Source organism: Limnobaculum allomyrinae, assembly GCF_016649425.1.
GTDB lineage: Bacteria > Pseudomonadota > Gammaproteobacteria > Enterobacterales > Enterobacteriaceae > Limnobaculum > Limnobaculum allomyrinae.
The window spans coordinates 78,136-90,254 of the sequence record NZ_JADRCR010000009.1; the positions used below are offsets into that span (position 1 = coordinate 78,136).

At 46.6% G+C, this 12,119-nt stretch carries 8 protein-coding genes; all 8 read left to right on the plus strand.

What is annotated here, in order from left to right; all coding sequences use genetic code 11:
* Positions 1-349: 349 nt before the first annotated feature.
* The 8 genes from csrD to nit1 all read left to right on the plus strand — a co-directional run bounded on the left by csrD (position 350) and on the right by nit1 (position 12,114).
* Entirely contained in the window at positions 350-2,287 is a 1,938-nt protein-coding gene (csrD, locus tag I2494_RS15845; protein ID WP_218467937.1) for an RNase E specificity factor CsrD, read from the plus strand.
* A 269-nt stretch (positions 2,288-2,556) separates the two neighbouring features.
* Complete coding sequence (gene mreB, locus I2494_RS15850) at positions 2,557-3,600, plus strand: rod shape-determining protein MreB (protein WP_108900499.1); 1,044 nt, start codon at positions 2,557-2,559, stop codon at positions 3,598-3,600.
* A 188-nt stretch (positions 3,601-3,788) separates the two neighbouring features.
* Positions 3,789-4,844 carry a rod shape-determining protein MreC gene (mreC, locus tag I2494_RS15855; protein ID WP_218467835.1) on the plus strand — a complete coding sequence of 352 codons (1,056 nt, stop codon included), beginning with the start codon at positions 3,789-3,791 and terminating at the stop codon, positions 4,842-4,844.
* On the plus strand, positions 4,844-5,332 hold the full coding sequence (mreD, locus tag I2494_RS15860; protein ID WP_218467836.1) for a rod shape-determining protein MreD: 489 nt from the start codon (positions 4,844-4,846) through the stop codon (positions 5,330-5,332). Before mreC ends, mreD begins: the two co-directional genes overlap by 1 nt.
* An 8-nt stretch (positions 5,333-5,340) precedes the next feature.
* Positions 5,341-5,925 carry a Maf family protein gene (locus I2494_RS15865; protein ID WP_218467837.1) on the plus strand — a complete coding sequence of 195 codons (585 nt, stop codon included), beginning with the start codon at positions 5,341-5,343 and terminating at the stop codon, positions 5,923-5,925.
* 9 nt (positions 5,926-5,934) lie between these two features.
* Positions 5,935-7,404, plus strand: coding sequence for a ribonuclease G (gene rng / locus I2494_RS15870; RefSeq protein ID WP_218467838.1), 1,470 nt, complete (start codon positions 5,935-5,937; stop codon positions 7,402-7,404).
* Positions 7,405-7,450: 46 nt separating this feature from the next.
* Positions 7,451-11,266 (plus strand): AsmA2 domain-containing protein YhdP, encoded by a 3,816-nt coding sequence (yhdP, locus tag I2494_RS15875; RefSeq protein WP_218467839.1) that lies wholly within the window; start codon positions 7,451-7,453, stop codon positions 11,264-11,266.
* Positions 11,266-12,114, plus strand: a complete 849-nt coding sequence (gene nit1 / locus I2494_RS15880) for a deaminated glutathione amidase (RefSeq protein ID WP_140920199.1) — start codon at positions 11,266-11,268, stop codon at positions 12,112-12,114. The genes yhdP and nit1 overlap by 1 nt, the downstream gene beginning before the upstream one ends.
* The last annotated feature ends 5 nt before the right edge of the window (positions 12,115-12,119 follow it).

Consider the following 12,119-nt stretch of genomic DNA (forward strand, 5'->3'; position numbering starts at 1 on the left):
TTCGAAAGTGAAGGGAGGTGAATGAAATAAGGGTCATATCATTCAGAGCAACTTAGCCATTGCCGTTATTATTCTCTTTTGTTGCGCAGGGGGCAATCGGTAAGGTGTGGGCTTTTGCTATGATGATCGAAATAAAAAAAAGCCATTATTAGCTATATTGCTATATGTATAGAAAATGGCTATCACTTTTTGTAGATAAAAGAGTGTTTAAATCTTATTAAAATATGACGTTAAGTCTCGTGTTTTGATAAAGTCTGCTAGAATGTCAGTCAGTTAAGTTGCGATGTAGAGCATTTGTTCTGCAAATTTTGTATTGCTTTCCAGCAAATTAGAATAATTTACTATGGGAATGAGATTTACCGCCAGATTATCTATTTTTATTTCTTTATTAGTTTTTCTTACTATGATTTTGGCACTGATGACCAGTATGTTAAGTGTCTATTTTGTTGGTGAGGAAAAGATGGAGAAGCATTGGTATGCGCTTACTACAACGGTAGATCAGGCATTGATTTATCAATCTCCAGGCGTTTATGACCGTTGGCTTCCGGTGGTGATGTACGCCACAGGCGTGCACCATCTGGTGATTAAAGACGAAAAAGATAAAATCATTTATACCCATAGCAGTGATAATCGTCCCGGTTTTTGGGAAAGATTTCACACCCTTAGCGAGACCGATCTGGAATTACCTCAACATCCCGGTTATCGCATGCAGATCCTCTATGTTAATCCCATTCTCAGCACACTCTTTTCATTACCGATTCTGCTAGCCATTATCACGGTCATTGTTTTTATTGGTTTAGTTATGTTTTGGTGGATTCACTGGCTTAAACAGCAATTCAAAGGATTATTACTGTTGGAGGAGCGTTCCCAACGAATTTTAGCCGGAGAAAGAGAGGGCGCTGAAGTCTCTGATGAACATGAATGGCCCGTGAATACCAGTGCTGCGATTAACCGACTGTTGTCTGAGCTGAGTAATATGAGTAACGAACGGGTCAGGGTAGATAAGCTGATTCGATCGTTCGCCGCTCAGGATGCGCAAACCGGACTGAATAATCGTCTGTTTTTTGATAATCAATTGGCTACCCAGCTTGAAGAACCAAATGCCCATGGTGTCGTAATGATGATTCGCTTGCCTGAGTTGGAGTTGATGGCGAGCGAGCATGGCAAACAGGTGATTGACGATTTGCTGTATACACTGGTGAATATGTTATCGACCTTTATTATGCGCCATCCTGCGGCATTACTGGCGCGTTATTTCGACAATGATTTCAGCGTAATGTTACCTCACCGCTCATTGAAAGAAGCTGACGCGATTGCCGCGCAATTGGTGAATGCGGTGGATATGCTACCGCTATCATCCGGCATTGAAAAAGAGTCACTGATTCATATAGGTATTTGTCTTTACCACGTTGGGCAGACACCGGAACAGATTATGGATAATGCTGAGCAGGCTGCTCGTACCGCAGTATTACAGGGTGGTAACGGTTGGTTTATCTATGACAGTCAGGTAACCAGTACCGCCAGAGGCAGCGTTCGTTGGCGGACTTTGTTAGAACAGATGCTGGATAAAGGTGGGCCGGATATTTATTACAAGCCTGCGGTAACGGTGAAAGGTGAATTGAATCATCGGGAGATACTGCTTCGCATCCATGATGGTAATGATGAATTACAGCCCGCAGAATTTATGCCGTTGATACAGCAGTTTGGCCTGACCGAACGCTTTGACCGTTTAGTATTGAGTAAAACACTGCCTTTGCTCGATCGCTGGCCCAATGACACTATCGCCGTATCGGTAACGGTCGACTCTCTGCTTAAACACTCTTTTCAGGTGTGGTTGCGGGATAATCTGTTGGAAAAAGAAAAATCGTATCGTAAGCGAATAATATTTGAACTTGCAGAGGCAGATGTTTGTCAATATAGCGATCGTTTACGTCCGGTGATTCGATTACTGCATCTTCTGGGATGTCGTTTAGGCATTGTTCAGGCGGGATTGACGGTAGTCAGCACTATTTATATTAAGACCATGCCTATTGAAGTGATCAAACTTCATCCGGGGTTGGTGCGTAATATCGATCGACGTCCCGAGAATCAACTATTTGTTGATAGCCTTATCTGCGCCTGCGAAGGAACAAATGTGGTGGTGATGGCTGCGAGTGTAAGAACTCATCTCGAATGGGAAACCCTGTGTTCCCGTGGGATTGGCGGTGGTCAGGGTGAGTTTTTTGCCTCGCCGGTGTTGATTCCACCTCCTAAAGAGAAAAATAGTGGTAAAAATCGTCATTATTAACTCTGAAATATTGATGATTTTCACGTAGAATAGCGTTCCCTACTTATTGGTTTCCGTTTGCCTGTATCAACAATACGTGTAAATCATTAAATCAAGTGGAAAAGTTTATGTGGCGTGTGTTTGGTTGAGGTTGAGCCCAACATGCGTATTGAGCTCACGTTGGATGCGTTCATTAAATGAACGCTTTTTTGTGCCTTGTAGCCGTCCTTCGTGGTTGGTAAAGTAGGCGGATTAATATACCGCCTCAGCTTTCAGGATTACTTTCTAGAATGTTTAAGAAATTTCGTGGCATGTTTTCTAATGACCTGTCCATTGACCTCGGTACCGCAAATACCCTGATCTATGTAAAAGGACAAGGAATCGTATTGAATGAACCTTCTGTGGTTGCCATTCGTCAGGATCGAGTTGGCTCGCAAAAGAGCGTTGCTGCTGTAGGCCATGAGGCTAAGCAGATGTTAGGTCGTACTCCTGGATATATCTCTGCAATCCGTCCAATGAAAGACGGTGTAATTGCAGATTTCTTCGTAACCGAGAAGATGCTACAACACTTTATTCGTCAGGTTCATAGCAACAGCATTCTGCGCCCAAGTCCGCGCGTGTTGGTGTGTGTGCCGGTAGGCGCTACTCAGGTTGAACGCCGTGCAATTCGTGAATCTGCTCAGGGCGCTGGTGCCCGTGAAGTATTCCTGATTGAAGAACCAATGGCTGCTGCCATCGGTGCTGGTTTGCCAGTCTCTGAAGCAACAGGTTCCATGGTCGTGGATATCGGTGGTGGTACTACCGAAGTTGCCGTTATTTCCCTGAATGGTGTGGTTTATTCTTCTTCTGTGCGTATTGGCGGTGACCGTTTTGATGAAGCTATCATCAACTATGTGCGTCGTAATTATGGCTCACTGATCGGTGAAGCGACTGCCGAACGCATTAAACATGAAATTGGATCGGCTTATCCTGGTGATGAAGTTCGTGAAATTGAAGTCCGTGGTCGTAATCTGGCAGAAGGTGTGCCGCGCGGATTTACATTAAACTCAAATGAAATCCTTGAAGCCCTGCAAGAACCTCTGGCGGGTATCGTGAGTGCAGTAATGGTGGCATTAGAGCAATGTCCTCCGGAGCTGGCTTCTGATATTTCCGAGCGCGGAATGGTTCTGACCGGTGGTGGTGCACTGTTACGTAATTTAGATCGCTTGCTGATGGAAGAAACGGGTATCCCTGTCGTTGTGGGCGATGATCCTCTGACTTGCGTTGCCCGCGGTGGTGGTAAAGCGTTAGAAATGATCGATATGCACGGCGGTGATTTATTCAGCGAGGACTAATTTCATTTTTGTTCTCTTTCTCTGACAGTGATTGTTCTATAAGAAGCAACCGGTTACCGGGAACATTATTATAATGCCGCCCGGTTCTGACTTGCAGAACGTCACTGTAGTGTAAGCACAGATAGAAATTAAGTTGTCCCTGCCAGAAGGGGTCGCGCCCCTTCTTGTCGACAAGGATAATGCAATTTATGAAGCCTATTTTTAGCAGGGGGCCATCCCTGCAGTTACGTCTTTTTCTGGCCGTTATCTTTGCTATCGTCCTGATTGTTGTCGATAGTCGGTTAAGTATTTTTTCAAAAGTACGTAGTTATCTGGACACCGCCGTTAGCCCATTCTTTTTTGTGGCAAACGGACCTCGTGACATTTTGGATGGTGTTTCTAACACCTTCACTTCTCGTGAAGATCTACAGAAAGAAAATGAATTGCTGCGTAATGAATTATTGCTGAGAAACAGTGATATTCAGCTATTGGGGCAACTCAGACAAGAAAATAACCGATTACGCGAGTTACTGGGTTCACCGCTGCGCGGCGATGAACATAAAATGATTACTCAGGTGCTTTCAACGGAGTCTGATCCTTATAGCTACCAGGTAGTTATTGATAAAGGGTTTCAGGACGGCGTATATGAAGGCCAACCGGTTATCAACGATAAAGGTGTTGTTGGGCAGGTGGTTGCCGTTGCCCGTAATACCAGTCGGGTTCTATTAATCTGCGATACCTCTCACTCTTTGCCTATTCAGGTTTTGCGTAATGACATTCGTGTTATTGCGGTAGGAACTGGCTGTACGGAAGATTTACAGCTGGAATATTTACCGCGGGATACTGATATTCGCGTAGGTGACGTTTTGGTAACGTCCGGCCTGGGGGGGCGATTCCCTGAAGGTTATCCGGTCGCCGTTGTTTCTTCTGTGACTATTGACGATCAACGGGCTAATACCGTGATTCAGGCACATCCAACCGTAGCGCTACAGCGCTTACGCTATTTATTGTTGCTGTGGCCGAACGATCGTGATGGGCTTCAGCCTTTGCCTTCAGAAGAAGTACGACGTATTGCAAAAGAGCGCCTGCGCCAGATGATGCCTCAGGTACTGCCTCCGGATACCACACCGCCAGTACCGCCAGCAAATTCAACACCGTCTTCAGCGGTACCCGGTGCCACTCAACCGCCAACGCCACTAAGACAACCCGCGCCAGGACAACCGGTACAACAGCCAACAGCTGCACCAGCTAATCGGAGTCAGTGATGAGCAGTTATAATAGCTCTGGTCGTCTGATTGTCTGGATCACCTTTTTGCTGGCCATGGTGTTACAAACCATGCCCTGGCCAGAGGAATTTCATCAGTTCCGTCCTTCATGGGTGATGTTGATTTTGGTGTATTGGGTGATGGCTTTACCACACCGGATTAACGTTGGAACGGCTTTTATTCTTGGCTTAGTCTGGGATTTAACGCTGGGAGCCACACTTGGTGTCAGAGGATTAGCGCTGGGCATCATTGCCTATGTGGTAGCGTTCCGCAGCCAATTATTGCGTAACATGGCGCTGTGGCAGCAGGCACTGATTGTGGTATTACTCTCTTTAGTCATGAGTGTGATTGTCTTTTGGGCTGAGTTTTTGGTGCACAATGTGACATTTCGCCCGGAGATTTTGTGGAACAGCGCAATTAACGGTTTGTTATGGCCGTGGCTATTTTTATTAATGCGTAAAGTGCGTCGACGCTTTGCTGTCCGATGAGATTTTATATGCAGCCTATTTATCTGGCTTCTGCCTCTCCCCGCCGTCGTGAACTGTTAACATTGTTGCAGATCCCCTTTGAACGCTTAAACACCGAAGTTGAAGAGTGCCAACTGCAAGGGGAAAAGCCATTAGACTATGTTTGTCGCTTAGCAAAAAGCAAAGCACAGGCTGGCGTTCTGGTGGCAGAAAAGGATTATCCGGTTTTAGGTGCTGACACTATTGTGGTGTTGGACGACCGGGTTCTGGAAAAGCCAAAAGATGCCGAAGATGCCACCCGCATGTTGCAAATGTTGTCGGGCCGTCAGCATTTAGTCATTACGGCGATTGCATTTGCTAATCAACAGGATGTGATGTGTTATTCTGTTAGCACAGACGTTATTTTTCGTCAGTTGAGTGAGCAGGATATTACCGCTTATATTGCCAGCGGCGAACCGATGGATAAGGCCGGTGCTTATGGTATTCAGGGGTTTGGTGGCACTTTTGTCAGGACAATTCATGGTAGCTATCATGCCGTTGTCGGTTTACCTTTGGTTGAAACCCGTGAGCTTCTGGATGCCTTTTTGGTAGCTCAGGCTGGGCGTATAAAATAAGGAATAATAATGACGGCGGAACTGTTAGTTAACGTTACCCCTTCTGAAACGCGAGTTGCTTTTATTGATGGCGGTATCCTGCAGGAAATTCACATCGATCGGGAGTCCAAACGCGGTATTGTAGGTAATATTTATAAAGGTCGAGTCAGCCGGGTATTGCCAGGAATGCAGGCGGCTTTTATTGATATTGGTTTGGATAAAGCTGCTTTTCTTCATGCATCAGATATTATGCCGCACACAGAGTGCATTGCTGATAATGAACAAAAGCAGTTTCACGTACGTGACATTACTGAGTTGGTGCGTCAGGGGCAGGATTTGGTGGTTCAGGTGGTAAAAGATCCACTGGGAACTAAAGGTGCCCGTTTGACTACTGATATCACGCTACCTTCCCGCTATCTGGTATTTATGCCAGGCGCTGCTCACGTCGGCGTTTCTCAACGTATTGACAGTGAAGAAGAGCGTGAACGCTTAAAGCAAATTGTGGCGGAATACTGCGATGAGATGGGGGGCTTTATTATCCGCACCGCAGCAGAAGGTGTGGGTAATGAGGAACTGGCTCAGGACGCCGCTTTTCTTAAACGCTTATGGGGTAAAGTGATTGAGCGTAAAAGCCGTGGCGGCACTAAAAATATGCTGTACGGTGAGCTGGCGCTAACCCAGCGCGTGTTGCGTGATTTTGTTGGCGAATCACTGGATCGTATCAGAGTGGATTCCCGCCTGACTTATGATTCTCTGGTGGAATTTACCGCAGAATTTATGCCGCAGATGACCTCTAAACTGGAGCGTTATACCGGCAAGCAGCCAATTTTTGATTTGTACGATGTTGAAAACGAAATTCAGCGAGCATTGGATCGAAAAGTAGAGTTAAAGTCTGGCGGCTATCTGATTATTGACCAGACAGAAGCCATGACCACCATCGATATTAATACCGGTGCATTTGTTGGTCATCGTAATCTGGATGAAACTATCTTTAATACCAATATTGAAGCGACTCAGGCGATAGCCCGCCAGCTGCGACTGCGTAATTTAGGCGGTATCATTATTATTGATTTTATTGATATGACCAGTGAAGACCATCGCCGCCGGGTACTGAATTCTCTTGAACAGGCATTGTCAAAAGATCGAGTGAAGACCAGCGTAAATGAATTTTCTGCGTTAGGGCTGGTTGAGATGACCCGCAAGCGCACTCGTGAAAGCCTGGAGCATGTTTTATGCGGTGAATGTCCAAGCTGTCGCGGCCGCGGTCGAGTGAAAACGGTGGAAACGGTCTGTTATGAAATCCTGCGGGAAATTGTACGTGTGCACCACGCTTACGATGCGGATCGCTTTCTGGTTTATGCTTCCCCGGCGGTTGGGGATGCATTAAAGAGCGAAGAGTCATACTCTTTAGCAGAAGTTGAGCTCTTTGTTGGAAAACAGGTTAAAATTCAAATAGAACCACTTTATAACAGGGAACAGTTTGACGTGGTGATGATGTAGTGGGCAGATGAGACATTAAACCCGTGTAGTAGCCAGAGGAGGAAGGATGAGGCGAACGAGCCGCATGCTGTTTAAAATAGTGATACTGCTATTAGTGCTGCTTACGCTGGTTGTCGGTGGTTTGCGCTTTGCCTTGCCCCGAATTAATGAATATCGACAACCCATTCTGGATACCGTTAACCGATTTACCGGCATTCCTGCTCAAGTGGAGCAGATGGAAGGTAAATGGGAAATGTTTGGTCCCGCGCTTGATTTACGCAGTATCTCATTAGAAACCTCCGCCGGAAAAATTGATATCTCCCGGGTCACTATTGCCCTCGATGTTTGGGAGTCTTTGCTGCATTTTCGTTTTCAATTCAGAGATTTGACCTTTTATCAGGTGAAAGGCGATCTTGATTATATGGTGGGGCAGTCGGATGAGACTCAGGAGTCTTCTGATTTAACCACGCTGGAAAATATCTTTTTAAAACAGTTCGACCATTTCATTTTACGCGACAGCAAACTCTCTTTTCTGGCCTTATCTGGCGATCGGGTTACGGTTGAGCTCCCGCGATTAACCTGGTTAAACAGCCGTAACCGCCACCGTGCTGAAGGGCAGGTTCACGTTTCGACAGAGAATGGCCCACACGGTTTATTAGAGGTTCGCCTCGATCTCCGAGATGAAGAAGGGCTGTTAGATAATGGCACCGTCTATCTTCAGGCTAATGATGTCAATATGCTGCCGTGGCTCAGCCACTGGTTTAAATCGAATTCCGGATTTGATAACGCTCAGTTTAGCCTGGCTTCCTGGCTTTATATTAAGAAAGGGGTTATTGACGGCGGCGATGTATTACTGAGTCAGGGTAGAGCTAACTGGCATAACGATGAAAACATGCACCAGTTAGACGTTAACCAATTGTCAGTACATCTGGCCCGACAGGAGAAAGGCTGGCGATTAGATGTACCTTCGCTCAATTTGAAAACCGATGGCGTCGTCTGGCCGGATGGCCGTGTCAGTCTGTTCTGGCAACCTGATGGCATCGCTTCTAACGGCGATAAGTGGGAGGAGATGCTGCGCATTCGTGCAGAAAACCTGAGCCTTGACCATATCAATCCGTTGTTGCCTATTTTTAGTTTCCTGACACCGGATGCACTGGATATCTGGTTTAAGATGGATCCTCATGGCAACTTGCCGCTTCTGGCGTTGGATATTCCATTAAAGCAGCCAGAAAACCTTCATTTTCAGGCGAAATGGCAGGACGCCAGCTGGCAACCGTGGGAATTAATTCCGGGTAGTAATCACACTCAGGGAACTATCGCCGGGAGTACCCGCGAAGGAACCATGAGTGTTGCATTGAATAACAGCACGCTGCCATACAGCAGCGTATTCCGAGCTCCTCTGGAAGTTAGCAAGGCTAATGCCACATTAAACTGGTTGAATGACCAGAATGAATTTCGTTTATGGAGCGACCATATCGATGTTCAGGCTAAATCTTTATGGGTCAATGGTGGGTTTGATTATACTCAGCCCGAAGGTGGCGCTCCCTGGTTAAGCATTCTGGCGGGGATTCGGGTATATGATGCCGGCGATGCCTGGCGTTACTTCCCTGAGCCGCTCATGGGCAAAGATTTAGTCGATTACCTCTCTTCAGCCATTATTGCCGGTAAGGCGGATAACGCGACTTTGATTTTTTCCGGCGATCCTCATCAGTTTCCTTATCCTGAAAAAGATGGTCTGTTTGAAGTCTATGCGCCATTAACTGAAACCACTTTCAAGTTTCAGCCTGACTGGAAACCGCTGACTGATATGACCATAGATTTGGATTTTATCAATGCGGGATTATGGATGAATGCGCCAACGGCGAAGCTGGGAAAGGTGAATGGGCGTAACATTGAAGCCATTATTGCCGACTACGCTAAACATCAACTAGAGATTACCGCGGATGTGGATGGTGATGGCATTGATGTTCGTGACTATATGAATGGTTCACCGTTGAAGTCATCTGTAGGTGCGGCGTTGGAAGAGGTTGAAGTTCAGGGTAATGTTAGCGGGCGCTTACAGCTGGATATCCCCCTTGATGGTAAAGATGCGATTGCTAAAGGGGATATCACCCTGAAAGGTAATAGCCTGCATATTAAGCCGATTGATTCCACGATGGAAAATGTCAGCGGAACCTTTAGTTTTGATAATGGTGATCTCATCAGTAAACCATTAACTGCCCAGTGGTTTAATCAACCGGTAGGTTTGAATTTTTCTACCAAACAAAATGCCAAAGATTATGGCGTTAAGGTTGGCATAACCGGTAACTGGTCGGTGGCTAAGTTACCGTGGTTACCAAAAGAGATCGCTTCAGAAGTCTCGGGGAGTGCTGGCTGGAAGAGCGACGTTGCTATCACGTTGCCACCAAAAGGCAGCGCTAAATATGATGTGCTGTTTACCGGCGATCTGAAAGGTGTGAGCAGTCGCTTACCGGCTCCGCTAAATAAGTCAGCGGGGTCTGCGCTGCCGATCAAACTGAAAGCCAGCGGTGACCTGAAAGGCTTTAATATGGATGGAACCATTGCGGGTAATCAGGCAATCAATAGCCAGTGGGCATTCACTAAGGATCAAACCCGGTTAACACGCCTTGCCTGGCAGATGAATAGCCAAAAAATACCGGTTCTCTCTTCCGATGAACGCCTCGATATGCAACTACCGGCGCTAGATGGTGAAAAGCTTATGGCAGTACTTGGTTCGCTGAGTGCGGCAGATACCACTGGAAAAACAGGAAAGTTTGCCATGCCGCCGCGTTGGATTTTCCGTTCTCCACAGGTTGAACTGGCCGGACAGTTCTGGCGTGATGTTGCCGTTGAGGTGGATAACCGTTCTGCTAACACAGCGGTAGGGATCAAAGGCAAAGAGATCGATGCCCGACTCAGTATTAACAATAACCAGCCGTGGCGAGCAGATATTGATTATCTGTATTTCAATCCTAAAAAAGAGAGCCTGTTGGGCAGCACGAGCAATAGTAAAGGGAAAACAGGTAAGTCCTCACTCTCTTCTATCAATTTCGGTCGTCTACCCTCTCTCATGATCCGCTGTAAAGAGTGCTGGGGAATGGGGCAACGTCTGGGGATTGTTGAGGCTGATGTAAAATTCCGTCCCGAAAGTTTAAGCCTGAGTAATGGGGTGATTGACACCGGTAATACCCGATTAACATTCAGTGGTGACTGGTTGCGTTCAGCGGCGGGGGCTGCCACTCGGGTCGATGGCAAATTATCCGGACAACAAATTGATCGCAGTATGGATTATTTTGGTGTTTATACTCCGCTTAAAGATGCGCCTTTTGATGTGAATTTCAGTCTGGCGTGGCAGGGAGATCCCTGGTCACCTCAGGTAGATACTCTTGATGGTCAGGTCGTTACCAAATTGGGTAAAGGGATGGTTGATAACGCCGGCGGAGGCCATGCCGGACAAATCCTGAGGCTGTTAAGCTTTAACGCATTAATACGTAAACTGCAGTTTGATTTTAGCGATACGTTTGGTAATGGTTTTTACTTTGATACTATCAGTGGAAGTCTCAAACTGGCTAAAGGCGTTGCAACTACCAGTGATACTTTGATTGATGGCTTATCTGCGGACATTGCTGTTGATGGCTCTATTGATTTAGCCAAACAACGCCTCAATCTTAATGCTGTAGTCGCACCTGAAATTTCGGCTACGGTAGGCGTAGCAACCGCGTTTGTGGTAAACCCTATCGCAGGCGCCGCAGTATTTACGGTGAGTCAGGTTCTTGCTCCTTTGTGGAATAAGATTTCACTGATTCGTTATAAAATTGATGGTAGTTTCGATAATCCAAATGTGAACGAAGTATTGCGTCAACCGAAGGGAGAAGGCGATTAATGAGAAGTGCTAACGTAGCTCTGTTACAACTCTGTAGTGGGGATAATGTGCGTGCCAATCTGGCGCAAATTGAGCAACAAATTAAGCAGTTGAAGCCCCATGTGAAGTTGGTTATGACGCCGGAGAATGCGTTACTGTTTGCTGATACTCAAACCTATTATAAATATTCCGAAACAGAAGGAACCGGGCCACTTCAGGATGCTATCAGGGAAATGGCAATACGCTATGGCGTATGGATTTTAGTAGGTTCAATGCCGCTTATCAGCCGTGAAGATCCGGATCGTTTAACCGCCAGTAGCCTGTTGTTTGATGACAAGGGTGAAATCAAAGCCCGTTATGACAAAATGCATATGTTTGATGCTGATGTTGCCGACGGACACAACCATTACCGTGAGTCGGATGCTTATGCCTATGGCCAGCATTTAACGGTGGTTGATACGCCAGTTGGCCGACTGGGGATGACTATTTGTTATGATTTACGTTTTCCTGGCTTGTATCAGGCGTTGAGAGAGCAAGGTGCTGAACTGATCTCTATTCCGGCGGCCTTTACCCGCGTAACGGGGGAAGCGCACTGGGAAATTCTGCTGCGCGCCCGCGCGATTGAAAACCAGTGCTGGATTCTGGCTCCGGCTCAGGTTGGGCGCCATGGTTCAACCCGTCGCACCTGGGGCCATACGATGGCCATTGATCCATGGGGAAGCGTGGTTGGCATTAATGCGGATGCGGTTGAAGGCATCAAGGTACATGTAGATACTTCCGGCATGCAGAAACTGCGTGAGCAAATGCCTGTCGTTAAACACAATAGATTTCAGCCGGTGCTGAAAAATCCACTAAATAAGAGTGAATAACCATT

Excerpts from the sequence above, each read along its gene's own strand:
- csrD (WP_218467937.1), top strand. The coding sequence starts at position 350 with ATGAGATTTACCGCCAGATTATCTATTTTTATTTCTTTATTAGTTTTT.
- mreB (WP_108900499.1), top strand. The coding sequence starts at position 2,557 with ATGTTTAAGAAATTTCGTGGCATGTTTTCTAATGACCTGTCCATTGAC.
- mreC (WP_218467835.1), top strand. The coding sequence starts at position 3,789 with ATGAAGCCTATTTTTAGCAGGGGGCCATCCCTGCAGTTACGTCTTTTT.
- mreD (WP_218467836.1), top strand. The coding sequence starts at position 4,844 with ATGAGCAGTTATAATAGCTCTGGTCGTCTGATTGTCTGGATCACCTTT.
- I2494_RS15865 (WP_218467837.1), top strand. The coding sequence starts at position 5,341 with ATGCAGCCTATTTATCTGGCTTCTGCCTCTCCCCGCCGTCGTGAACTG.
- rng (WP_218467838.1), top strand. The coding sequence starts at position 5,935 with ATGACGGCGGAACTGTTAGTTAACGTTACCCCTTCTGAAACGCGAGTT.
- yhdP (WP_218467839.1), top strand. The coding sequence starts at position 7,451 with ATGAGGCGAACGAGCCGCATGCTGTTTAAAATAGTGATACTGCTATTA.
- nit1 (WP_140920199.1), top strand. The coding sequence starts at position 11,266 with ATGAGAAGTGCTAACGTAGCTCTGTTACAACTCTGTAGTGGGGATAAT.